The sequence below is a fragment of the Mammaliicoccus lentus genome, assembly GCF_002902755.1.
In the GTDB taxonomy this organism is placed as follows: Bacteria; Bacillota; Bacilli; order Staphylococcales; family Staphylococcaceae; genus Mammaliicoccus; species Mammaliicoccus lentus.
The window spans coordinates 22,488-45,840 of record NZ_PPRS01000001.1 but is presented as its reverse complement, the minus strand read 5'-3'; the positions used below and the strand labels follow the sequence as shown (position 1 = coordinate 45,840).

Sequence of the window (23,353 nt, the reverse complement as noted above, 5' to 3'; positions counted from 1 at the left end):
ATTTTATCTAACTTTTAGGGTTTGATTTGAATTAATATCTCATTAATGATGTTTTTATTTACGAAGACTAGTCCATATTTAAATAATTTAACAATTATTTCCCAACTGTACCATCACTTTCGTCGTTCCATGCTATGATACTTTCTACTGGTAATCTACTTGACTCATGCGGAGCTTTAGCGCCTTTACCGATAGCAAGTAAATGAGCAGGTACATATCGTGAAGTATCGATATTTAAAGCTTCAAGTAAAGCCGTTTTGTCGAAACCACCAATTGGGTTAGTATCATAACCATGATCAGTAGCAATAAGCATAAGTTGCATAGAAGCCAGGTTTACATCCATTAAACCTTGTTCTTTGAAGTAGCTTTCATCTGCACCGCTTATTAAATTAGAAATTGTTTCAATGAAATAATCTTTAGAGTTTTCATCCATGTATCCAAGTTCTACGTTTTTCTCATAAATTTCACTAACGTAATCAGCATGTTTTAAGTCAGCTAATATGAGAATAATAGCACTTGAAGAGTGAAGTTGTCTTTGGTTGAATTGTACAAGGCTATCTAATTTTTGTTTAGTTTCTTCTGAATCTATAATAACAAATCTCCAAGGTTGTAAATTGATTGATGAAGGTGCTTCTGTAGCTAGCTCAATCATTTCTTCAATTTCTTCTCTAGGTATTTTAAAGTTAGGGTCGAATTCCTTAACTGATTTTCTTTTCTTTATAATTTCTGTCAATGTAAGTTTTGATTGTGACATTTTGATACTCCTTTTAGTAAGATGACATTATAATGAACTAAATAATGACAAAAATAAAGCAATCAGCTTATGGTTATTTTGAAAGGGGTAATGATATGAATAGAACTATGCTATTGAATGAATTAGGCGTGTCAGAACCAATATTTCTAGCAGGAATGGCTGGTGGTGTAACGACACCTAAGCTGGTTTCTGAAGTTTGTAACGCAGGTGGATTAGGTCAAATAGGGGCAGGTTATATGAATCCAGAATCATTATCAGACGATATTGATAAGATACGAAAAATGACTGATAAACCGTTTGGCGTGAATTTATTTATCCCAGAATTTCCTGAAATTAATCAAGACAAAGTTGATCGAATGAATGCAATATTGAAACCAATAGAAGAAGAACTTCAATATGAACCAATTAAAGAAGTAAAGATTACAAATCAATTCGACGAAATGATAGATGTCATTATTGATAAAGAAGTAGAAGTTGCGAGTTTTACATTTGGCAAACCAACAGAAGCGCTTGTCAGCAAGTTGCACAGGCATAAAATATTAGTATTAGGAACAGCCACTGAGTTGGAGGAAGCACTAGATTTAGTGAAGGTTGGTGTAGATGGAATTGTTTTACAAGGAAAGGAAGCAGGCGGGCATAGAGGCTCCTTTAAACAGTCATTACCAGATGACCTGCTTACAACAGAGCAATTATTTAATCTTGCAAAGGAATCTATAGATTTACCTCTAATAGTAGCAGGCGGAATAACAAACCCTGAACGTTCACAATTTTTCCTTCAAAAAGGCGCTACGGCTGTACAGTTAGGTACAGCATTTTTAACAACAGAAGAAAGCGGAGTGCCTAACATCCATAAAGAGAGTATATTGCGAGCTACTACTAAAGATATTGTTTTAACAAATACTTTTAGTGGTCGCTATGCTAATGGAATAAGAAATGCTTATATTGTCTATGCTGAAACATTTGAAAGAGCGATTTGTCCTTATCCAATTCAAAATATATTAACACAGCCTATGAGAGGGAAGTCTAAAAAAGAAGACAATCCTGATTATATGAATTTGTGGTGTGGTACAAATCCCGAGGGAGCTAAGAGAGAAAAAGCTCAAGACCTTATAAAGAGATATACAGAAAAATAAAAATCAGGGAGCGGGAGAGGCATCTCATTTTGTTAAAAAGATTTTGTATCCCCACCCCGGCAAGGATGACTAGATATGAAAAAAGCTTGATATAATCGTGTTTTCATACCAGTCAGCTACTGCCAATATGATAAAACAGGCTGAGACATTTATTTATGTCGCAGCCTGTAATTTTATAACCCCATTGAATCTAATAGTTCATATACAAATTCTCTGTCATTTTCGTTACCGTGTATATATTTATTAATATAACATGAACGTATACTTGGCATAATAACGTCTTTTTGAAGCGGTAAGTATTGTTTAACAAATAAATTGATTGGTGAAGGTGGTAAAGATTTTTGAGGATTTGGTTGAATATATGATATGTTTTGCAAAATTTCATAACCATGTCTATTGAAAAAGTTTTTGCGCATAATAGCTTGTTCTTTTCCTTCTTCAGAATCATATGATTCTTCACCGAATGACTCAAGCATAATCATGTTAGCATCTCTACCATGTACTTCTTGACCACACTTGTGTAATTCTTCTTCGATTTTTTCTAAAGTTTGTGCACCTACACGTCGATTTCGGTGTTCTGGGTGGGTCATTAAATAATTAATGAATGCAGAGTTAGTAGTTGGTTCATAATGACCAGTTGATAGGCTAACAACCATATCATCTTTAAGACCAACTAAAAATATATAATGATTTTTGATATATTCAGATGTTAATGAATGTATGAACACATGACGATCTTCTCTGATTTCTACTTTGAAAATTTCCTCATACATATCTAATGCTTTTTTAAACAATGGATCATCTATTGATGTGACAACTTCAAAATTCATGTTAATAAACCCCTCGACTCAAGATTTAGTCATATTATAACATATCACACTAAAAATGCTTATACAGTGTTTTCTTATATTTTATATACGTAAAATAGAGCCCGGGACAATTATTTATGCCCCGGACCCTTTTAATATTAATGATGTTTTATTGTTTATCATCATCAGTAGGATTATTAATATCTGCTTCTTCTCGTCTTACATTTTCTGAAACGTGTTCTGTGTCTTGTACTTTGTTTTTCTTGATTACAATTTCTTCAGACACTACGTTTTCTTTATCAACATTCACACGTTCTTCATGTAATGGTACGTGAATAGAATCATCCTCGTTTGATTCAAAGTCGCTATCTACTTTTTCATTTACTGGTCGACGCTCGATAGTAACTTCTTCTTTTTCTACAGGTACATCGAACTCTTCAGTTTCCTCAACTACATGTTTATCAACTGAAGCTTCACCAGTTTCAACGTTTTCTTTGTCGACGTTCACTCGCTCTTCATGTAGTCTAACAGCTTCTTCATCATCTGCCGTAGTATTTGTACTATCAGCAGCGTTTCTGTTTTCATTAGAAGTTAAGTCAGACTGTCGTGTTAAATCCTCATTAGCGTCTTGAGCATTTAAATTTTCTCTTTCATCATTTAAAGATGAACGCTCAGTTTCAACACTATCATCGTGAACTCTAGTGAACTCTGATTCATCTTCACGTGTTAAATCTCTTTGATCTTTTACATTATCAGCTTCACCATATGGTGGTTTTGAATCATTATTATTACGATTTTTAAGTTCTTCTAAATCTCTTTCGTTATCACTAGATAATGTTTCATTTTCATTTTGCTCTGATTGGTTCGCTGCATAACCTGCTGCACCTAAACCAGTAGTGCCTGCAAGAGTAGAAGCTGTAGAATGATCATCAACATCATCATGTGCTTCATTTTCTTCATCTATACTGTTACCATAGCGATTGGTATCTTTATCATCTTGTAAATCGTCTGATTCATTGTTTACATCTTTTGATGAATTTGCAGAAACAGCTCCAGCTCCGATACCAGCACCTGTTCCAGCTGAAACACCGCTATTACTATCTTCTTTTGAGAAAGGTTTAGTGTCATCGTAATGTTCGTTGCCTAATTGTGAATCTTTCGGATGGCTAGAATCAAAGTTCTCAGTTTCTTCAGTATTATCATTGTCGATATACAATAATATTTTTCCATCATTCAGAGCATTTTTATACTCATCTACATTTTCGTCAGGAACATTGATACCTGTAAGTACTCTTTCTTCTGCGCTTTCACCTGAGAATAATGCAGTGAGTTTATCACTAAATGATCCTCGAGAATTCTTTACTTTTACGTCTGTATATTCTAGTGAGTTATCTTCTAATCGATTTTCAGTTATAACTTGTAAGTCACGTTCTCCTAATCCATCTGCTTTCAATTGGTCTATTCGTTGTAGTAATTCACTTTCCGTATTAAACTTTTCGATTTTACCCATACTTAAAACCTCCATAAATTTGTAATGTGCAAAAACCATCAATCAGTGAATACTCTTATGATGTTTATAGATTAATTTAATATTGTTTTCATAAATACAATATAATTCACAAATACCCTTCTATGAGATAATCAAACAAAACAGGGTAAAAATTCTCATTATTTTAATTATTCTGTCTATTTAAAATGTGTTTAAATCCCGTGATAATAAGGTTTTTCCTATTGTAAAAATACTGATATTTTGTTATTATCAATGAATAATTTATTACTAAAAACTCATATAATCTGAAGAATATGGCTTTAGAAGTTTCTACCGCATTGCCTTAAACGATGCGACTATGAGTAAACGAATAACTCTGGAACCAGACTATCAATTTTGTGTGGTTTTATATTATTTTTTACTCATCTTACCTATATTTTAGGATTAAGGTGTGTTTTTTTTAATCTAAATGAGGAGGCGAGTAGTGTGAGGACACTACAGAATAGGGTTAAAGAAGATGGTGTAGTTATTGATGAAAAGATACTTAAAGTTGATTCATTTTTAAATCACCAAATTGATGCAAAACTTATGTACGAAGTAGGACAAGCAATTGTCGATCATTTTAAAGAGAAAAAAATAACAAAAGTGTTAACGATTGAAGCTTCAGGTATTGCGCCAGCTATTATGGCTTCTCTACATTTAGATGTGCCTTGTTTATTTGCCAAAAAAGCAAAACCTTCTACAATGACAAATGAATTTTATCACACAGATATTCATTCGTTCACAAAGAATACAACAAGTACAGTTGTTATTTCGAAACAATTTTTAGATGAAGATGATCATGTATTGATTATTGATGACTTTCTAGCGAATGGTGAAGCATCATTAGGCTTACACCGATTAGTTCAATCTGCAAATGCAACTACTACTGGAGTTGGAATTGTAATAGAAAAGAGTTTTCAACCGGGAAGAGAAAAATTACAATCAGAAGGATTAGACGTCTTATCATTGTGCCAAGTTGCATCTTTAGCAGGTAACAAAGTCAAATTGGTGGACGAATAAGATGAGAAATTTCATACTAAGTGTCCAACATTTATTAGCAATGTACGCTGGCGCAATTATGGTGCCTATTATTGTAGGTTCAGCATTAGATTTCACGCCCGAAGAAGTAGCGTATTTAGTAGCAATAGACATATTTATGTGTGGTGTAGCAACATTTCTACAAGTATATAAAGGAATTGGTATTGGACTGCCGGTCGTCTTAGGTTGTACATTTACCGCTGTTGCACCCATGATACTTGTCGGAAACACACACGGAATTAGTGTGTTATATGGTTCAATATTCTTATCAGGTATTATTGTTATTATAATGTCTCCATTCTTTTCATATTTAGTAAAATTATTCCCACCAGTTGTTACGGGTAGTGTTGTAACGATTATAGGAATAACACTTATGCCTGTTGCAATGAATTACTTAGCTGGCGGGGAAGGCGAAAAAAACTATGGAGATAGTAAAAATATATTTTTAGGTGTATTCACACTCGTTATCATTTTACTGATTCAACGATTGTCTAAAGGATTTATTAAATCAATTGCTATTTTATTAGGTTTATTAATCGGAACAGCAGTTGCATCATTTTACGGATTGGTAGATACTTCAGAGTTACATAAGTCAAATTGGTTAGAACTACCACGTCCATTTAGATTTAGTGGTTTCGAATTTGAGTTTGGAACAACAATAGTCTTTGTCATTATCGCAATCGTCAGTTTGATTGAATCCACAGGTGTATATCATGCACTTAGTGAAATTACAAAACAACCTATTTCTAGAAAAGATTTATCTAAAGGTTATCGTGCAGAAGGTATAGCTATTGTAATAGGTGCTATATTTAACGCGTTTCCATATACAGCCTACTCTCAAAACGTTGGCTTAGTTTCTCTATCTGGAGCTAAGAAGAATCAAATCATGTATATGATGGTTGCACTACTCATTATATGTGGTTCTATTCCAAAGTTAGGTGCGTTAGCAAGTATGATTCCTTTCCCAGTGTTAGGTGGTGCAATGATCGCAATGTTTGGAATGGTTATGGCATACGGCGTGAAAATGCTAGGTGGCATAGATTTCAACAAACAGAACAATTTACTTGTGATTGCAGTATCAGTTGGGATAGGCGCAGGTATTACCGCAGTACCACAGGCATTAGAAACATTCGGTGAACAATATGCATGGTTAACTCAAAATGGTATTGTTTTAGGGACATTTGCAGCTATTATATTAAATTTATGTTTTAATGGGTTAAACAATCAACAAACCAGTGAAAATATGAAATAATGAAAATGAAAATAAATTAATGGAGGTTATATTCATGTGGGAAAATAAATTTCAAAAAGAAGGATTAACGTTTGATGATGTATTACTTGTACCAGCTAAGTCAGAAATATTACCTAGTGATGTTGATTTAAGTGTGAAATTATCTAAGAACATTAAATTGAACATTCCAATTATTTCAGCAGGTATGGATACAGTAACTGAAGCTAAAATGGCTATAGCTATGGCTAGACAAGGTGGTTTAGGTGTTGTTCATAAAAATATGTCTATTGAACAACAAGCTGATGAAGTTCAAAAAGTTAAGCGCTCAGAAAATGGTGTTATTACAAATCCATTTTACTTAACACCTGAAGAGCAAGTATATGCAGCTGAAGCATTAATGAGTAAATATCGTATTTCTGGTGTACCTATTGTAAATAACGAACAAGATATGAAACTTGTTGGTATCCTTACGAATCGTGATTTAAGATTTATAGAGAATTTCTCAATTAAAATTTCAGACGTTATGACAAAAGAAGATTTAATTACAGCTCCAGTAGATACAAACTTAGAACAAGCAGGAGAAATCTTACAAAAATATAAAATAGAAAAACTTCCATTAATTTCTGAAGACGGTAGTCTAAAAGGCTTAATTACAATTAAAGATATCGAGAAAGTGATTGAGTTCCCATATGCTGCAAAAGATAGTGCAGGTCGTTTATTAGTAGCAGCAGCGTTAGGTATTGCTAAAGATACACCTATACGTGCACAAAAACTAGTCGAAGCGGGAGCAGATGCTTTAGTTATAGATACAGCGCACGGACACTCTAAAGGTGTATTAGAAGTTGTTAAAAACATAAGTGAAACATATCCTGATGTAACGATTATAGCAGGTAATGTAGCAACTCAAGAAGGTACTAAGGCATTGTATGAAGCGGGAGCAGACGTTGTTAAAGTTGGAATTGGACCAGGTTCAATTTGTACGACACGTGTTGTAGCTGGTGTAGGTGTTCCTCAAATTACAGCTATTTATGAATGTGCTACTGAAGCACGTAAACATGGTAAAGCTATCATTGCAGATGGCGGTATTAAGTTCTCAGGAGACATTGCTAAAGCATTAGCAGCAGGCGGTAACGCAGTAATGCTAGGTAGTCTTCTTGCAGGTACTGAAGAAAGCCCAGGACAAACTGAAATCTTCCAAGGTCGTCAATATAAAGTATATCGTGGTATGGGATCACTTGGTGCTATGGAACAAGGTTCTAAAGACCGTTACTTCCAAGAAGATACTACAGCTAAAAAATTCGTTCCAGAAGGTATTGAAGGTAGAATTGATTTCAAAGGACCTTTACAAGATACAATTTATCAACTAACTGGTGGTATTAAGAGCGGAATGGGTTATACTGGTTCTGCTAACTTAGAAGAACTAAGAGAAGAAGCTCAGTTTATTAGAATGACTGGCGCAGGACTTAAAGAATCACATCCACATGATGTTCATATAACTAAAGAAGCACCAAACTATTCATTTTAATTAAAGGAGCAGGACTATTATGGAAATGGCTTTTGAGCAAGAATTAATTCTTGTATTAGATTTTGGTAGTCAATATAATCAATTGATTACACGCCGTATAAGAGAAATGGGCGTATATAGTGAATTACACGACCATGAAATCTCAATGGAAGAAATTAAAAAAATGAATCCTAAAGGAATTATCCTTTCTGGAGGCCCGAATTCAGTATATGAAGAAGGATCTTTCACAGTAAATCCTGAAATTTTTGAATTAGGTATTCCAGTTCTAGGTATTTGTTATGGTATGCAATTAATGACAAAATTACTGGGCGGTTCAGTTGAAAGAGCAAGTGAACGTGAATATGGTAAAGCGACATTAAACGTAAAATCAGATGACGATTTATTCTTTAGCTTGCCTAATAGCCAAACTGTATGGATGAGTCACAGTGATAAAGTTATTGATATACCTGAAAACTTCGAAATCATTGCAGATAGCCCAAGTTGTCAAAATGCAGCTATAGAAGATAAATCAAGAAAGCTATATGGTGTTCAATTCCATCCAGAAGTAAGACATACAGAATACGGAAATGATTTATTAAGAAACTTCATTCGTCGTGTTTGTGAATGTACAGGGAACTGGACAATGGAAAACTTCGTAGATATTGAAACCGAAAAAATTAGAGAACAAGTTGGAGACCGTAAAGTACTATGTGCAATGAGTGGCGGAGTAGACTCTTCAGTAGTAGCTGTCTTGCTACATAAAGCAATCGGTGATCAACTTACATGTATTTTCGTAGACCATGGACTTCTTAGAAAAGGAGAAGGCGACATGGTTATGGAGAACTTTGGTGAAGGCTTCAATATGAACATCATCAGAGTAGATGCTAGAGATCGTTTTATGAAAAAATTAGATGGCGTTTCAGATCCAGAACAAAAACGTAAAATCATTGGTAACGAATTTGTGTACGTATTCGATGATGAAGCTTCTAAATTAGAAGGTGTAGACTACTTAGCACAAGGTACACTTTACACAGACATTATTGAATCAGGTACGAAAACTGCACAAACAATTAAATCACACCATAACGTTGGTGGATTACCAGAAGACATGCAGTTCCAATTAATCGAACCAATCAATACACTATTCAAAGATGAAGTGCGCGCATTAGGAATTGAATTAGGCATCCCAGAACACCTTGTATGGCGTCAACCATTCCCAGGACCAGGGTTAGGTATCCGTGTATTAGGAGAAATCACAGAAGACAAATTAGAAATCGTTAGAGAATCAGATGCGATCCTAAGAGAAGTCGTACGTGAAGAAGGTCTAGAAAGAGAAATTTGGCAATACTTCACAGTATTACCAGACATTCGTTCAGTAGGCGTTATGGGAGATTACCGCACATATGACTACACAGTAGGCATTCGTGCTGTAACTTCAATAGATGGAATGACGAGTGACTTCGCAAGAATAGACTGGGAAGTATTACAAAAAATATCAAGCCGTATCGTTAATGAAGTAGACCACGTAAACAGAGTAGTCTATGACATAACATCTAAGCCCCCAAGTACGATCGAGTGGGAATAAAAATTCAATAGAATATGGGATGATCCTTTCCCTTAATAAACCCTCCTGTCAAATGTTGATTTGACAGGAGGGTTTTATCTTAATTCGTAATTTCATCAAGTGAAACTTTGCGGTCTTCTTTTAATGAAAGTGTGCATGCATCTGCAGTTGCTATTGATTCTAGGGCTGCAACACCGTTAAGAAGGTTAACATATTCTTCTGTTACATCTCCTCCTTTAAGAACGTTGTGAAGATAAGACATTTCTTTATCAATACATGTTTGAAGCCATAATGGACATCTGACGCCTGGTTTACCATAAGCAATCGCACCATCCATACCACGACCTGTGTAAATGTTAGTTCTTTCATCGTCTTCTTGTTGCGTTTCATGTACTAAAAAGTGTGATTCTTTTTCACCTTTTATTCTTAGTGTGCCACCAGTATTATAAAGGTCAAGTTTGATAGCTCCTTTTGTTCCTTCGATAAGGACGTAGTGTTCTCCCCAACGAAAGGCATTTCCATATTCTAATAAAGCATATTGATTATCGTCATACTCTAAATTAATAATTAACATATCATCTTCATCACCGAAATTATCGCCTTTATGATAAACATTTCCGCCAACCATTGTAGCTTTCTGTGGTAGACCTCCCATAATAAACTGGATACAGTCTAATTCGTGAATATGATGATATAAATGGCCGCCTGATTGAGAACGTATTTTTTCCAAGAAACTTTTGATTGTTGTTCTTCCCAACCTGTACGAGTAGCATGACAATATAATACTTTTCCAATTTTGCCTTGTGTAACTAGTTCTTTTGCATAATGAACGCCATTAAAGAAATTCATAATATGTCCTGCCATGAAGATAACATTATTTTTTTCACAGGCATCTACCATAGCTCTACAATCTTCAAAATTTAAAGCTATTGGTTTTTCGCAAAAAACATGTTTACCATTTTCAGCAGCTTTAATAACTGGTTCACGATGAAGATAACTTGGAGATGCGACAATAACACAATCGATGTCATTGCGAGCTACTAAATCATCGAGACTTGAACACGTTTCAGCTTCTAATTCTTCAGCTATTTCCTCTGCATGATTTGGATCAAATACTGCAATTACTTTAGCATCTTCAATTTTATTAATGGAGCGTGCTAAATCAGCTCCAAAATAACCTGTTCCTACAATACCATAATTAATCATAAAGAAACTCCTCTCTGTTTAATCATCAATGCTATATGATAGGTATAGAACTACATTTTCATGTGCAGTTAATTTCGAGACCACGGAATCACTTCTCCTACTATGTAAAGCATACAATTACAAATACATTATTTCCATCAACGAAAAATAAAAACATCGACTAATTTAGATAAATCACTATTTCCTAGGAAATTATAAATTTAATTATTCATCTAATAATTTATTTTATCCCTTAAATTTTGTATGATTGAAACAGTAAAATAAAAGGAGTTTTCAATTATGAAAAAAGCATTGTTTCTTTTGTTAGATGGTTTTGCTGATTGGGAAGGTAGTTATTTGTCTTCGACTTTAAATCAAAGTGAATCTTGGTCTGTTAATACGATTTCAATTGAAGAGAAGGTAGTTTCTTTAGGAGGTTTTACTGTTTTAATTGATTATATAATTGGTGACGAACCTAAAAATTATGATCTTTTAATAATGATTGGTGCTAATTCTTGGGACAATGACAATCATAAACTATTAAAGTTTGTGCAAGAAACATTTAATAAAGGTATTCCTGTGGGAGCTATATGTGGTGCTGTTGATTACTTAGCGAAACATGGTTTCTTAAATGACTCAAGACATACTGGAAATACCGTTTATTTATGGGAAGATTATAATGAATATAATTCTAAGGATAATTTTATAGAAGAACAAGCAGTGAAAGATGGAAAATTAGTTACTGCAAATGGTACAGCTCCTATTGAATTTACAGAATTAGTATTAGAATTAATAGAATTTGCTAGCCCGAATAATATCGAAAAAAAGATTTATATGTATAGAAATGGCTTTTATAAATACAATGATAAATATGGAAATCCTTTTGTTTAAATTATCTTTATAACTAAATAAAAAACCCTAAAAATTCAGCTTTACTCCTGAATTTTTAGGGTCTATTTTCTATTTCTTAGTTTCAACTTTCACGAAATTTTCGCTCTTTAATTCGTTTATAAGGTCTTCTTGTTTTTCATTTGTGAAGTTATTCATAACTTCTGTTGTGGATTCATCTTTGATGAGGCGTTTGCCTTCTAGTGTGTAATTTTTATAGCCGTAACCTTTATATCTTGTCGTATCATCTGAATATTTGTCATGGTCTGTTATTTTGGCTGTAGTAAGTATTGTATATTTGTCCGGTTCTAACGTAGATGTTGGTGTTACTTTTTCTGATTCGTTATCATCTTCTTCATAACCGAAGCTATACTCATCTTCTTCAGATCCAATTTTGTAATAGCTACTTAATATTTCTGTTGATTTCTTATTGTATTTCGTACTTTTGTTGTCTTCTTTAATTTGTGTTTTTGTTTTGTCGATAATGTCATTAATGTTATCTATATCATCAACATCTGGTAAATCTTTAACTTCAACTTGATATGTTTTTGATCCTTTAAATGTTTTTGAACCACTGTCTTGTATATTACTTATTAATTCTTTTGGTAGTTCTAAATTTATTTTATCACCATTTTTCAAGTTGCCGTTGTTAGGGACGGTAAAATTATATGAGCTAATATCATAACCATCACTTTTATCATCTTTAGTAATTAAGTTTAATTTTCCAGAGTTGTTTAAACCAGTAAATTTCGTTTCAATATTAGAGAATATGTCTTTAGTTGTTACAGTTTTAGGTTTTTTAAGGCCTTTTGCTTTGAATGATTTTTTGAATTCTTTCACTTTAAGTTTGTAATCATCTGAAATACCCTTTTTTACAGATAATTTTACTGTCGTTTTATCACCATTAGATAAATTACTATCATTATATGTATCGAGCTCAACGCTATCGTATATTTTCTCTGCTTTTTCAAGTTTCTTTTGTTCTTCGTTATTGAAGTTCATAGGGTCTATATCATCTTCATCACCATTCTTTATCATATCAATGACTTCTTTATTTTTAAATTTGCTTTGTTTTAGCGATTGAACTAAAAGTTTACGTTCAATCTTTTCTTCTGAGCCTTCAGTTAGTGTAGCATTCCCACTTTTATCATACCCAGAAAATTCTACATCTACGTCTCCTTTTACATCTATCGCTTTATTTTTAACGACTAATGTAATAATAGTTGCCACAATAATAATAGCTATAATTGCAATAATAAGCCATTTGAATTTAAGTAAATAATGTTTAAATTGTTCCATATCAATTTCTCTCTCCATCCAATTATATATTTATGTATATAATTATATACATAATATACATCGTTTTAAAGGGCTCAAAGTAAATCAGATTTAGAAAAACTTATTTTATGAATTGCTTTGTTTGTTATGGAATTTTTTAACAAATATATGTAATATAAAGTTAATATCATATTTGGATAGGTGAATTTTGCAGGGAGTGAAACGTTATAAAGAAGTTACTTTTAGCACTAGTTGCATTTATTGTAATAGGGGCTGCTATATATTTTTTTGTTAATTTAAAATTTGATAGAGACAATAAAATACATCACTATACTTCAAAAGATGGAATTGAGGGTGAATATATGATTTATCCTGTTTCAAACCCTAAAGGTGTATTAGTTTGGTTGCATGGTGACGGTGCTTATGAATTAAGTCATCCTGATTCAGAGTTGTATCTAGGTGGAAAACTTGGCGTTAAGAAGGTAGCTAAAGATAAGAATTTAACTTTAATTGTTCCTAAAACACCAGCCGATGACTATATTTGGTGGAAGAAGGGCGAAGAAAACTCAAAATATTTAATAGAACTTATCTCTTCTATACCCAATCATGATCATTTATGGATTGGAAGTTTTTCAGGTGGTTCAGAAATGACAACTTATTGGTTAATTGATCAATTACCAATGTTAAACGTTAAAGAAGGAGGAGCGGTTCTATTTGGTGGCGGGGGTTCGCCGAAAACAGAAGGTATAGCAAATCATGTAAAAAAAGATGAAATAGTATCAGGAACATTTCCATTAACTTGGATTGTTGGTGAAAATGACTATGGCCTTCAGACTGAAGATGATCCAATCAGTGCTATTGAAACAAGTAAAGAAGGTCAGTTATTCTATAAGGAACAAGGATGGAAGACAGAAAGAAAAGGATTAAAAGGATACGAGCATGTACTTTCTAAAGATGGTGAAGGTTTATATGGTTATTATCTAAAAGAATACATAAATTAGAATAATATTATAGAATGGGACTACGAAATTTTTTTAATAAAACGAAATTTCTGTCCCACTCCTTTATGTCACTTTATGTTGAGGATTTTTTCGATATCTTGAGTAGATTTCCATTCTTCTAAAGTAGAAGGATCAATATGTAGAAATATTCCATCTTCAGTGTTGATGTATTCTCCGTCTTGAGAACCTTTACCACCGAAGTAATAGGACTGATTATTTTTTTCGAAATAATCTTTAAGGGCTTGTTTTAAAGATTGTCTTAATTTAATTTCTTCTTTAACTTCATTTTATTAGTGGTATCGAAGACGGACAAACTGAAGATATGATTGCTAAAGAGCTAGGACATCCTAAAGAAATTGCTAAAGAGCTCAATGCGACATTAGCACTTGATAGAGCAGAAACAAATAATAAAGTGGGTAACGTATGGCAAGCCATTATATCTGTGATGGGACTAGGAATATTAAATTTCTTTGTTATTTTAATTCCATTTGTCATTATTATTTCTATTTTATTTAGTTTTATCGTGACAACATTATCTTTATTAATTACACCAGCAATGTTGATTGTAAAAGGGCTTTACAATGGATTTGATGCAATACAATCAATTGACGTTTATGTCGTCATAACTAGTTTTGGTTTAGGTTTAATGATATTTACAGTCACTTATTTATTAACGAAATGGTCGTATAAATTGTTTGTAAAATATTTAAGATGGAATATTTCTATCGTTAAAGGAAGTGCTAAATCATGAAGAAAACATTATGGATATTATTTGGTGCTGGATTAATTTTGTTTATAGTATTTGGCACTATGACGTTAATAGAAGGTCAAAAATCAGCAAAGAACATGAGTGAAGAAACGCTTATTAATGAAACTTACCAAAGTGAGATAAAGAATATCAAAGTAAATGGAAAAGATGCAGCCGTAAAAATTAAAAAAGGTAACCAATTTAAAGTGAAATCAGTTGGAAGCAAAGATGATTTCCAAGTAAGCTCAAAGGTTAGAGGCGATACTTTAGATATTAATGTTAAAAATCAATTTGACATAATAAATTTTGATTTATTTAAAAACATGCATACACAAATTGAAGTTACAGTACCAGAAGAATTAAATAGCTTAAATGTAAAAACAGATACAGGGAAATTAAGCGTTAAAGATATTAAATCTCAAACTTCAACATTTAAAGTAGATACAGGTATGATAGATATTTCAAATTCACAATTGGGAAATTTAAAAGTGGATTCAGATACTGGAAAAATTTCAACGCATAATATAGATTTTGAAAGTGGCAAATTAGAAGCAGACACAGGAACAATTAAAATGAATGGTGTACCAGCTGATAAACCACTTAATATTAAGACAGACACAGGTGCTATTAAACTAATATATAATGAAGCACCAAAGAATACATTTTTAGATATCGAACAAGACGTCGGTAATGCTAAAATCAATCAACCAGAATTGAAAAATAAAAAAGTAGGATCTGGAGATAATTTAGTGAAAATTACGAGCGATGTGGGTTCTATTCAAATAGATTAATCAAATATTTTAGAAGCACTTAGGACATAATTCCCAATTCAAAATAAACAAGCATATCACTTAACTAATATTTTAGATAAAAGTGATATGCTTATTTTTATAAAATCATTATAAATTATTTTGAAGAAATATCTTTTATTAAATGATAAACTTCTCTTTTCTTCTCTTTACTTAAAGATCTTAATAATTGTATAGATTCATTAATGAGCATGGAGTCTTCTTCGTCTTCATAAGCTTCAGGGACATTGACCCACCCCATGATATACGCAGGTGTTGTTGAAAGAGCGATAGCTAATTTTTCGACCATTTTTGGCGTTAGTTTAGAAGTCTGTCCCGTTTCATAACGAGAAATTGTAGACTGGTTTACATCAGCTAGTTTAGCTAATTTATATGTCGTAAATCCAAGTTCTTCCCTTCTTTGTTTAATACGATATCCTGTATGATTCAATGATTTCACCTCAATTACTTTAAATCATAGTCTGTTATATATATTATATATGATTTGTGTTGTTATTTGTTAATTTGTGATACGAATTATACTTTCATTGACCAGTCAAAATCTATTTGCTATAATTCAAATTAATTTAATAAAGCTTTCTAGGGTTCCGTAACACAATGTTAGCCTGGACCGAGAGAAAGCCACAAGTTAATGCTTGTGACACGGAAGGATAAAAGCCTGGGAGACTTATTTTTAATATAAGTTTCCCGGGCTTTTTAATTTGAGGAGGAATCATAATGAATTGGTTAAAAATTATCATTGGTGCAGTATTTGAGGTGGTCTGGGTAGTTGGTTTAACACATTCAAGTAACGTATTAGAATGGATTGTTACTTTAATAGCTATTGTAATTAGTTTCTATTTATTAATAACAGCTTCAAAAGCATTACCTGTTGGAACATCGTATGCAGTTTATGTTGGTTTAGGTGCTACGGGTGTCACAATTGTTGATTTTGTATTTTTCGGACAGCCAGTCGTTATTGGCAAAATCATTTTAATCATCACACTTATTATCGGTGTAGTAGGTCTTAAATTAGTTACACCAGAAGGGGAGGAAAGTTAAAATGGCTTGGTTAATATTAATTATGGCAGGTTTATTTGAAATGTTAGGCGTACTCTTCATTAATATTTACTCAAAAAGAAATAACGTTAAATCTTTATTAGGTCTCATGTTATTCTTTGGCTTAAGCTTTATTTGTTTAACAATCGCAATGAAAAGTATTTCGATGAGTACGAGTTATGCTGTTTGGACAGGCATTGGTGCTGTCGGTGGTGCACTATTAGGAATTATATTCTACGGTGAATCCAAAAATATAAAAAGAATTTTATTTATCGGAATCATACTAGCGAGTACAATCGGTTTAAAATTAATTAGTTAACGTTATTTTATAAATCATAATTTATTTCCATCCATTCAGGTGCTTCTTCAAATCCTAATTTTTTATAAACGGGTTTACCTAAAGGAGAAGCAGCTAAAAATATTTTTTTAATGTCACGCGCTTCAGCATCTTTAATGAGTAAAGAAATAATTTGTTGTGCGATGCCATGACCTCTAAAGTTAGGATGTGTGTATATATTAGTTACGTATGCACGTTCTCCTGATTGGTTTATGTATGAAGGAGGAAATGGATAATAAATAATTGCGCCCGTAGCAATTACTTCTTCATTTTCGACTGCTAAAAGCTGATAAAGAGATTCGTCTGTTATGACATTTGTAAAAAATGTTTCTAAATCATGATCAATATCTATAATGGGGTTTGAGCCTTCATCTATTAATTGTTGTTTTCTTAGTTTTACAATTATATTTAAGTCATCAATCGTTGCTTTTCTTATATGCATGATAACTACTCCTTGTCGTTTATTTATTATGGGTCATTTTTTGATTTAAGGGTATAGTACCATTATAGATGAACAAATAAAACAACTTAAATTAAAGTAGGGATAAAATGAAAAGAATACTCATAACAGGTGGCACAGGTTTAGTAGGAAGTGAACTAGTTGATTATTATTTGGCAAATAACGATGAGGTCTATGTTCTAACGAGAAGTGATAGAGATTCTAACAATACATCTTTATATTATATTAATTGGTCGAAAGAAAATTGGGAAAAAGCAATACCGAAAATAGATGTTGTAATCAATTTAGCCGGAGCTAGTTTAATGAACCGTTGGACAGAGGATTCTAAAGAAACTATTATGAATAGCCGTATAGAATCAACGAATCGTTTGTTTAAATTTTTTGAGGCACAAGACTATGCACCAGAAGTATTATTTAACGCGAGCGCAGTTGGTTATTATCCACCTTCCAAAGTTGTATCTTATGACGAATATGATCAATTCTTATCTCATGACTTCTTATCTACAGTCGTTGAAAGATGGGAAGAAACAGCATTATTATTTAAAGAATTAGGAACAAGAGTCGTTATCGGTAGATTTGGTATCATTCTTTCTAATAAGGGAGGAGCTTTGACTACAATGGTTAAGCCTTATAAATTCTTTGTTGGCGGTTCTTTAGGTTCAGGAGAACAGTGGATGAGCTGGATACATCTTGAAGACTTAAAAGAGGCCATAACAACTTTAATTAATAATAAAGATAAACAAGGTGTGTATAATATTTGTAGTCCAAACCCTGTGCGTCAAAAAGTGTTAGGAAAAACAATTGCTCAAACTATAAATAGACCGCATTTCTTGCCAGGACCAAAATTTGCTTTAAGGGCGGTCTTAGGTGAACAATCGACAATGATATTAGATGTACAAAGAGTATTTCCTAAGAAATTATTGGAGATGCGTTTTCCATTTAAATATCCAGAAATTGATGAAGCAATCAAAGACTTATTAAATTAAATAGATTAAATTATTAAAAGAGAAGTGAAAAACTTCTCTTTTTGTTTTGACTTATTCTCCGATAATATGTATCATATATGAATAATAATACGAAATATAGAATATTTATTATGAAGGTGGATGTTAAATGAATAATTATATTGAACTAACTGAAAAGTATAGCCCGAATAACTATAGCCCTTTAAATATTGTTTTGACAGAAGGTAAAGGTGCATATGTTAAAGATTCAGAAGGTAATACATATATTGATTGTGTGTCAGGTTTCTCTGTATTAAATCAAGGACATTGTCATCCAAAAATCATTCAAGCATTCTTGGAACAAAGCCAAAAGATTACGATGACTTCAAGAGCTTTATATAGTGATAATTTAGGCGTTTGGGAAGAAAAAGTATGCAAACTGACGAATAAAAATAAAGTCTTGCCGATGAATACTGGAACTGAAGCGGTAGAAACAGCGATTAAAGTTGCGACAAAATGGTCACAAGATGTGAAAGGTTTAAATGCGCATGATGCTGAAATTATAGCAATGGAAGGTAACTTTCATGGTAGAACAATAGGCTCATTATCTTTATCATCAAATGATCAATATAAAGAAGGGTTTGGTGAGCTAGCTGGCAATATAAAATATAGTGAATTTGGAAACATTGAGGATTTATCTTCTAAAATCACATCTCAAACTGCAGCTATTATATTAGAACCAATACAAGGTGAAGGTGGCGTCAATATTCCACCAAAGAACTTTATTAAAGAAGTTAAAGAATTATGTGATGAACATAATATATTATTAATAGCTGATGAAATTCAAGTCGGATTAGGCAGAACTGGTAAGATGTTAGCAATTGAGTGGGAAGACGTTGAAGCGGATATAATATTACTCGGAAAAGCTTTAGGTGGTGGCTTTTATCCAATATCAGCAATAGCTGCTAATGATGATATTATGCAAGTTCTGACACCTGGAACACATGGATCGACTTTTGGTGGTAATCCATTAGCTTGCGCGGTTTCAATAGCATCATTAGATGTGTTAATCGATGAGTCTCTACCAGAGCGCTCTGTAGAATTAGGAGATAAATTATTAAAGGGTCTCCAAGAAATTAAAAGTCCAATTATTAAAGAAGTAAGGGGCCGTGGTTTATTTATGGGAATAGAACTCAATGAAAATGCACAAGAAATAGTATCAGAAATTAATCAACAAGGTGTTTTATGTAAAGAAACGCAAGGAAATATTATTCGTTTGGCACCTCCATTAGTTATTGAAGATAAAGATATTGATACCATCATTAACGTTATAACTGGTGTTATAGAGCGTGTATCAACGAAAGAATTAAATGAAAAATAAAATTTTTAAACGTTTTTAGTTAATAATTGTAATCATTATGTTAAAATTTCTTGGGCATTTATAAAATAAGCAATTATTTATGATGCTAAAAGAAAGGAGTTTTAAAAATGAAAATTGCAATTGTTGGCTCAGGTAATGGTGCAGTAACAGCTGCTTTAGATATGATAGATAAAGGTCACGAGGTTAAATTATATTGCCGAAATCAGTCTATAAATAAATTTGATAAAGCTTTTGAAAAAGGTGGATTTGAATTTAATAATGAAGGCGATAGTAAGTTTATAAAATTCACGAATATTAGTGATGATATTGAATATGTATTGAAAGATGCAGAATTAATTCAAATGATTATACCATCATCATTTATAGAACATTATGCTAAAACGATGGCGCCTTTTGTTAAAGAGAATCAATTAATACTCTTTAATATGGCAGCAGCAATGGGATCTATTAGGTTTATTAATGTATTAGAATCTAAGCATATTGATTTTAGACCACAATTTGCTGAAGTTAACACATTAACGTATGCTACGCGTGTTAATTATGATACTGCAGAAGTAAACTTATCTTTAAATGTGAAAAAAGTTCACTTTTCAACATATTATAAAACTTATTTAAATGAAAGCTTTAAATTAGTAGAGAAGTTATACCCTTATGTTGTTAAAGAAGAAAGTTTATGGAAAACAAACCTAGAAAACGGTAACCCAGAAGTACATCCTGGACCAACTTTATTAAACGTTGGTCGAATAGATTACTCAAAAGATTTCTCATTGTATTCAGAAGGTATTACACCTCATACGTTAAAATTACTTCATGCTGTAGAATTAGAAAGATTGGCACTCGGAAGAAAATTAGGGTTTGAGTTAAATACTGCTAAAGGTGCTCGTATTGAAAGAGGTTATTTATCAATAGAAGACGAAAACGTCCCTCTTAATAAATTATTTAATGACAGTCCTGTCTTTTCTCAAATACATGGACCAAATTCAGTAGACAATCGCTATCTTACAGAAGATATTGCATACGGATTAGTACTTTGGTCAAGTTTAGGGAAAGTTATCGGCGTAGAGACACCTAATATAGATGCAATTATCGCTATTGCATCAACAATTCTAGAAAGAGAATTCTTTGAAGAAGGTCTAACAGTAGAAGAACTTGGACTAGAAAAGCTAGGTTTAGCATAAAGCAAAAAGTGTTAACAATAAAAAAAGAGTAAAGACATTTACACACTGTAGATGTCTTTACTTTTTTTGTATTAATAAATTATTTAAGTTGTGCTATCTCTAAATAGAGAACGGCTAATGAACACAGCTATAAAGGTTAAGAGTAGTGACAATATACCAATGCCTAACCATTCTAAATGTACATAGATATAACCGCCTAATATTGTTAATAAACTTGAGCCTACATAGTATCCTAGTAAATATAATGTAGACGCATGAGATTTGCTTGATTCTGTAAGTGTCGCTATATAACTACTTTGAATAGAATGTGCACCAAAGAATCCAAATGTCATTGCTGCTAAACCTACAATATCAATAGGTAAGTATGTGATGAATGTTAAGGCAATTCCTACAATCATAATGGTAATGGCAAGTGCGTAAGCTTTTTTAACACCAAGTTTAATACTTAATTTACCGAAATTGATAGAGCTATATGTACCAATTAAATAAAGTATAAATATAAAAGCAATAGTGGATTCGCTTAAAGAGAATGGAGGTTGTTCAAATCTAACAGTAATATAACTGTAAATTGTCACGAATGTACCCATTAATAAAAATGATAATGACATTGTTTTTAAAACTGCTGGAATTTTTAATAATTTAATGTATTTAAGCAAATGTTGTTTAGGGGAAATCCAGTTCGGAGTTTGGACTTTTGATACAGGTAATAAAGAGACCATCAAAATAGCAAAAATTAAATTAATTACGCTTAATGCACCAATTGCAATTTGCCAATTGAATAGATCAGTTAAAATACCGACAACGACACGTCCAGACATACCACCAAACGTTGTGCCTGCAACATATAAACCCATAACCTTACTTACACGGTCTTTATGAACTTCATCAGCAATATATGCCATGGCAGTAGAAGGAACGCCACTAAGTACTAAACCCATTAATCCTCGAATCACTAAGAAAACTTCAAATTGCTTAACAAATACACTAATCAAAGAAAGTATACTCACTAATAATACAGAGATAGACATCATACGTTTTTTTTCAATGTTGTTTAACATTGGAACGATAACTAATCCGACACCTAGCATAAAAGTAGAAATAGAAAGTGTTAAGCTCACATCAGATAACGAAACATCAAAATAGTGACTTAAGCCATTAAATATCGGTTGAGTTACATATAAACTGGAAAAAATAATAAAACCAGCTAATAACAAAGAAATTGATCTCTTTTTCTGTTCACTTGTCATGACGCATCTCTCCTTATTTTTTAATCATACATTTAAAAAAATGATTTTTCGAAAAATATGCATATTAAGACTACCCTCTCACTGAGTCCACTGCGAACGGTGTATAAAGTGAGTTGTATTTTTGTGCATGGATAATGAAACAGTTATAATGTACTTAAATATATAGGAGGTACAATTATGGTAGAAATATTAAGGCATCATCATATTTCAATGTTAACGAAAGATGCGAAGTTAAATAAAGATTTCTATGTAAACAAACTTGGTTTACGATTGTATTTAAAGACAGTCAATCAAGATGATACATCTATGTACCATTTATTTTATGGAGATGAAGTTGGCACACCTGGAACGTCATTAACATTTTTTGAGTTAAAGTCGATGGGTCAAACTTACAAAGGTACGAATAGTATATCTAGAATAGGATTGCTTGTACCTAGTGAAGAAAGTTTAAGTTATTGGAAAGAGCGCTTTGAAGAAATGGACGTCGACCATGATGCGATTGGCATTTACAATGGGCTTATGGCACTGCATTTTCGTGACCATGAAGGTCTAGAAATGGTATTGTTACCGAACGGTGATAGAAGGACGCCTCAAGATTGGCGTAATAATAGTTATTCAGATGTTCCGAAAGAACACCAGATTATGGGCATGGGGCCAATAGAATTTAAAATGGACCAAGTTACTGATATGAAAAACTTCTTGGAAAATGATTTAAACTTTGATGTCGCTGATTCCGAAAGTGAATTGCTTTATACAAGAGATCAAGAAGGATTGTATAGTGATATCGTACTAGTTGAAGAACAAGGAAAAAGAGGAAAACCGGGTAAAGGTAGTATTCACCACCTTGCTTTATCAGTCGCGGATGAAGAAGAGTTAAAGAAAGTAAAAGAGCTATTAGATAGTAAGAATGTCGTACATTCCGGCATAATAGATAGAGATTTCTTCAAAAGCTTGTACTACAGACATTCACATATATTAATTGAATTTGCTACAGAAGGACCGGGTGTCCCATACGATGATATTGATCAACTAGGAGAAAAATTAGATTTACCAAATTTCTTAGAGTCTAAGAGAGAAGAAATTGAATCAAATTTAGAGCCTATTTAATTAGAAAAGAATTCAGAAGATAAATGTTCTTGAGAACGAACAAAATCGAAAGTTTTATAAAAAATGAGGCTGGGACATAAATACTTGTCTCAGCCTCTTTTATTATAATGGCAGTAGCTGACTGGATTGAAAATGCGCTTATATCAAGCTTTTTCCAACCCTAGTCCCACTCCCATTATTTTGAGTAA

At 32.5% G+C, this 23,353-nt stretch carries 22 protein-coding genes, 1 pseudogene and 2 riboswitches; of the genes and pseudogenes, 15 read left to right on the top strand and 8 right to left on the bottom strand.

The genetic code is table 11. The annotated features are described in order from the left end of the window. Positions 1 to 94 precede the first annotated feature (94 nt). Positions 95 to 754 (bottom strand): nitroreductase family protein, encoded by a 660-nt coding sequence (locus CD135_RS00215; protein ID WP_070044836.1) that lies wholly within the window; start codon positions 752 to 754, stop codon positions 95 to 97. A 95-nt stretch (positions 755 to 849) separates the two neighbouring features. Between CD135_RS00215 and CD135_RS00210 the strand changes: the two genes are divergently transcribed. Then, positions 850 to 1,887, top strand: a complete 1,038-nt coding sequence (locus CD135_RS00210) for an NAD(P)H-dependent flavin oxidoreductase (protein ID WP_016999217.1) — start codon at positions 850 to 852, stop codon at positions 1,885 to 1,887. Positions 1,888 to 2,060: 173 nt separating this feature from the next. On the opposite strand, the gene CD135_RS00205 is transcribed toward CD135_RS00210, so the two are convergent. Together CD135_RS00205 and CD135_RS00200 are read right to left on the bottom strand one after the other, a co-directional pair. Next, entirely contained in the window at positions 2,061 to 2,717 is a 657-nt protein-coding gene (locus tag CD135_RS00205; RefSeq protein ID WP_016999218.1) for a GNAT family N-acetyltransferase, read from the bottom strand. Between the two features lie 148 nt (positions 2,718 to 2,865). Then, positions 2,866 to 4,206, bottom strand: coding sequence for a YsnF/AvaK domain-containing protein (locus tag CD135_RS00200; protein ID WP_103268552.1), 1,341 nt, complete (start codon positions 4,204 to 4,206; stop codon positions 2,866 to 2,868). A gap of 255 nt (positions 4,207 to 4,461) precedes the next feature. Continuing rightward, a riboswitch (purine riboswitch) is annotated at positions 4,462 to 4,564 on the top strand. Positions 4,565 to 4,671: 107 nt separating this feature from the next. Between CD135_RS00200 and xpt the strand changes: the two genes are divergently transcribed. Genes xpt through guaA form a run of 4 tightly spaced genes read left to right on the top strand, consistent with a single transcriptional unit; the run spans position 4,672 to position 9,585 of the window. Next, entirely contained in the window at positions 4,672 to 5,247 is a 576-nt protein-coding gene (gene xpt / locus CD135_RS00195; RefSeq protein WP_070044839.1) for a xanthine phosphoribosyltransferase, read from the top strand. Position 5,248: 1 nt separating this feature from the next. After that, the gene (locus CD135_RS00190) at positions 5,249 to 6,517 is read left to right on the top strand and encodes a nucleobase:cation symporter-2 family protein (RefSeq protein WP_064204283.1); all 1,269 of its coding nucleotides are present in this window, start codon (positions 5,249 to 5,251) and stop codon (positions 6,515 to 6,517) included. Between the two features lie 34 nt (positions 6,518 to 6,551). Next, positions 6,552 to 8,021, top strand: coding sequence for an IMP dehydrogenase (gene guaB, locus CD135_RS00185; RefSeq protein ID WP_016999221.1), 1,470 nt, complete (start codon positions 6,552 to 6,554; stop codon positions 8,019 to 8,021). A 19-nt stretch (positions 8,022 to 8,040) separates the two neighbouring features. Continuing rightward, a complete protein-coding gene (gene guaA, locus CD135_RS00180; RefSeq protein ID WP_103268551.1) occupies positions 8,041 to 9,585 on the top strand; it encodes a glutamine-hydrolyzing GMP synthase in 1,545 nt (514 codons plus the stop codon). A 79-nt stretch (positions 9,586 to 9,664) separates the two neighbouring features. On the opposite strand, the pseudogene CD135_RS00175 reads toward guaA, so the two are convergent. Beyond that, positions 9,665 to 10,770 (bottom strand): annotated as a pseudogene (locus CD135_RS00175) (Gfo/Idh/MocA family protein). A gap of 279 nt (positions 10,771 to 11,049) precedes the next feature. On the opposite strand from CD135_RS00175, the gene CD135_RS00170 reads away from it, so the two are divergent. Further along, positions 11,050 to 11,640 carry a type 1 glutamine amidotransferase family protein gene (locus CD135_RS00170; RefSeq protein WP_016999224.1) on the top strand — a complete coding sequence of 197 codons (591 nt, stop codon included), beginning with the start codon at positions 11,050 to 11,052 and terminating at the stop codon, positions 11,638 to 11,640. A 69-nt stretch (positions 11,641 to 11,709) separates the two neighbouring features. Here CD135_RS00170 and CD135_RS00165 read toward each other — a convergent pair whose 3' ends face one another. Continuing rightward, positions 11,710 to 12,936, bottom strand: coding sequence for a hypothetical protein (locus CD135_RS00165; RefSeq protein WP_103268550.1), 1,227 nt, complete (start codon positions 12,934 to 12,936; stop codon positions 11,710 to 11,712). 341 nt (positions 12,937 to 13,277) lie between these two features. Here CD135_RS00165 and CD135_RS00160 point away from each other — a divergent pair, with 341 nt between their 5' ends. From CD135_RS00160 to CD135_RS00150, 3 genes are all read left to right on the top strand, one after another. Next, a complete protein-coding gene (locus CD135_RS00160) occupies positions 13,278 to 13,916 on the top strand; it encodes a hypothetical protein (protein ID WP_103268549.1) in 639 nt (212 codons plus the stop codon). A 322-nt stretch (positions 13,917 to 14,238) separates the two neighbouring features. Next, positions 14,239 to 14,667 carry a DUF1700 domain-containing protein gene (locus CD135_RS00155; RefSeq protein ID WP_103268548.1) on the top strand — a complete coding sequence of 143 codons (429 nt, stop codon included), beginning with the start codon at positions 14,239 to 14,241 and terminating at the stop codon, positions 14,665 to 14,667. Beyond that, complete coding sequence (locus CD135_RS00150; RefSeq protein WP_064211293.1) at positions 14,664 to 15,455, top strand: DUF4097 family beta strand repeat-containing protein; 792 nt, start codon at positions 14,664 to 14,666, stop codon at positions 15,453 to 15,455. The genes CD135_RS00155 and CD135_RS00150 overlap by 4 nt, the downstream gene beginning before the upstream one ends. A 115-nt stretch (positions 15,456 to 15,570) precedes the next feature. Here the strand turns inward: CD135_RS00150 and CD135_RS00145 are convergent, their stop codons facing one another. Next, positions 15,571 to 15,912: a helix-turn-helix domain-containing protein gene (locus CD135_RS00145; protein ID WP_231051521.1), complete on the bottom strand. Its 342-nt coding sequence runs from the start codon at positions 15,910 to 15,912 to the stop codon at positions 15,571 to 15,573. A gap of 129 nt (positions 15,913 to 16,041) precedes the next feature. Next, positions 16,042 to 16,140: riboswitch (guanidine-I (ykkC/yxkD leader) on the top strand. Positions 16,141 to 16,190: 50 nt separating this feature from the next. Between CD135_RS00145 and CD135_RS00140 the strand changes: the two genes are divergently transcribed. Both CD135_RS00140 and CD135_RS00135 read left to right on the top strand, forming a co-directional pair. After that, positions 16,191 to 16,514 carry a DMT family transporter gene (locus tag CD135_RS00140; protein ID WP_016999238.1) on the top strand — a complete coding sequence of 108 codons (324 nt, stop codon included), beginning with the start codon at positions 16,191 to 16,193 and terminating at the stop codon, positions 16,512 to 16,514. Between the two features lies 1 nt (position 16,515). Continuing rightward, positions 16,516 to 16,830, top strand: coding sequence for a DMT family transporter (locus CD135_RS00135; RefSeq protein WP_016999239.1), 315 nt, complete (start codon positions 16,516 to 16,518; stop codon positions 16,828 to 16,830). Positions 16,831 to 16,837: 7 nt separating this feature from the next. Here the strand turns inward: CD135_RS00135 and CD135_RS00130 are convergent, their stop codons facing one another. After that, positions 16,838 to 17,290 (bottom strand): GNAT family N-acetyltransferase, encoded by a 453-nt coding sequence (locus CD135_RS00130; protein ID WP_103268547.1) that lies wholly within the window; start codon positions 17,288 to 17,290, stop codon positions 16,838 to 16,840. 107 nt (positions 17,291 to 17,397) lie between these two features. On the opposite strand from CD135_RS00130, the gene CD135_RS00125 reads away from it, so the two are divergent. The 3 genes from CD135_RS00125 to CD135_RS00115 all read left to right on the top strand — a co-directional run bounded on the left by CD135_RS00125 (position 17,398) and on the right by CD135_RS00115 (position 20,811). Beyond that, positions 17,398 to 18,294, top strand: coding sequence for a TIGR01777 family oxidoreductase (locus CD135_RS00125; RefSeq protein WP_103268546.1), 897 nt, complete (start codon positions 17,398 to 17,400; stop codon positions 18,292 to 18,294). Between the two features lie 127 nt (positions 18,295 to 18,421). Then, on the top strand, positions 18,422 to 19,633 hold the full coding sequence (rocD, locus tag CD135_RS00120; RefSeq protein ID WP_016999242.1) for an ornithine--oxo-acid transaminase: 1,212 nt from the start codon (positions 18,422 to 18,424) through the stop codon (positions 19,631 to 19,633). A 107-nt stretch (positions 19,634 to 19,740) separates the two neighbouring features. Next, the gene (locus CD135_RS00115; protein ID WP_103268545.1) at positions 19,741 to 20,811 is read left to right on the top strand and encodes an NAD/NADP-dependent octopine/nopaline dehydrogenase family protein; all 1,071 of its coding nucleotides are present in this window, start codon (positions 19,741 to 19,743) and stop codon (positions 20,809 to 20,811) included. A gap of 83 nt (positions 20,812 to 20,894) precedes the next feature. On the opposite strand, the gene CD135_RS00110 is transcribed toward CD135_RS00115, so the two are convergent. Continuing rightward, complete coding sequence (locus tag CD135_RS00110; RefSeq protein WP_103268544.1) at positions 20,895 to 22,058, bottom strand: MFS transporter; 1,164 nt, start codon at positions 22,056 to 22,058, stop codon at positions 20,895 to 20,897. Positions 22,059 to 22,235: 177 nt separating this feature from the next. On the opposite strand from CD135_RS00110, the gene CD135_RS00105 reads away from it, so the two are divergent. After that, positions 22,236 to 23,165, top strand: a complete 930-nt coding sequence (locus CD135_RS00105) for a VOC family protein (protein WP_103268543.1) — start codon at positions 22,236 to 22,238, stop codon at positions 23,163 to 23,165. The last annotated feature ends 188 nt before the right edge of the window (positions 23,166 to 23,353 follow it).

Bases quoted from the DNA above. Each gene is read 5' to 3' on its own strand.
- CD135_RS00200 (WP_103268552.1), bottom strand. From the start codon at position 4,206: ATGGGTAAAATCGAAAAGTTTAATACGGAAAGTGAATTACTACAACGA.
- CD135_RS00135 (WP_016999239.1), top strand. From the start codon at position 16,516: ATGGCTTGGTTAATATTAATTATGGCAGGTTTATTTGAAATGTTAGGC.
- CD135_RS00205 (WP_016999218.1), bottom strand. From the start codon at position 2,717: ATGAATTTTGAAGTTGTCACATCAATAGATGATCCATTGTTTAAAAAA.
- CD135_RS00150 (WP_064211293.1), top strand. From the start codon at position 14,664: ATGAAGAAAACATTATGGATATTATTTGGTGCTGGATTAATTTTGTTT.
- CD135_RS00190 (WP_064204283.1), top strand. From the start codon at position 5,249: ATGAGAAATTTCATACTAAGTGTCCAACATTTATTAGCAATGTACGCT.
- guaB (WP_016999221.1), top strand. From the start codon at position 6,552: ATGTGGGAAAATAAATTTCAAAAAGAAGGATTAACGTTTGATGATGTA.
- CD135_RS00210 (WP_016999217.1), top strand. From the start codon at position 850: ATGAATAGAACTATGCTATTGAATGAATTAGGCGTGTCAGAACCAATA.
- CD135_RS00160 (WP_103268549.1), top strand. From the start codon at position 13,278: ATGATTTATCCTGTTTCAAACCCTAAAGGTGTATTAGTTTGGTTGCAT.
- CD135_RS00115 (WP_103268545.1), top strand. From the start codon at position 19,741: ATGAAAATTGCAATTGTTGGCTCAGGTAATGGTGCAGTAACAGCTGCT.
- CD135_RS00215 (WP_070044836.1), bottom strand. From the start codon at position 754: ATGTCACAATCAAAACTTACATTGACAGAAATTATAAAGAAAAGAAAA.
- CD135_RS00170 (WP_016999224.1), top strand. From the start codon at position 11,050: ATGAAAAAAGCATTGTTTCTTTTGTTAGATGGTTTTGCTGATTGGGAA.
- CD135_RS00140 (WP_016999238.1), top strand. From the start codon at position 16,191: ATGAATTGGTTAAAAATTATCATTGGTGCAGTATTTGAGGTGGTCTGG.
- CD135_RS00105 (WP_103268543.1), top strand. From the start codon at position 22,236: ATGGTAGAAATATTAAGGCATCATCATATTTCAATGTTAACGAAAGAT.
- CD135_RS00130 (WP_103268547.1), bottom strand. From the start codon at position 17,290: ATGCATATAAGAAAAGCAACGATTGATGACTTAAATATAATTGTAAAA.
- rocD (WP_016999242.1), top strand. From the start codon at position 18,422: ATGAATAATTATATTGAACTAACTGAAAAGTATAGCCCGAATAACTAT.
- CD135_RS00155 (WP_103268548.1), top strand. From the start codon at position 14,239: ATGATTGCTAAAGAGCTAGGACATCCTAAAGAAATTGCTAAAGAGCTC.
- CD135_RS00110 (WP_103268544.1), bottom strand. From the start codon at position 22,058: ATGACAAGTGAACAGAAAAAGAGATCAATTTCTTTGTTATTAGCTGGT.
- CD135_RS00125 (WP_103268546.1), top strand. From the start codon at position 17,398: ATGAAAAGAATACTCATAACAGGTGGCACAGGTTTAGTAGGAAGTGAA.
- guaA (WP_103268551.1), top strand. From the start codon at position 8,041: ATGGAAATGGCTTTTGAGCAAGAATTAATTCTTGTATTAGATTTTGGT.
- CD135_RS00165 (WP_103268550.1), bottom strand. From the start codon at position 12,936: ATGGAACAATTTAAACATTATTTACTTAAATTCAAATGGCTTATTATT.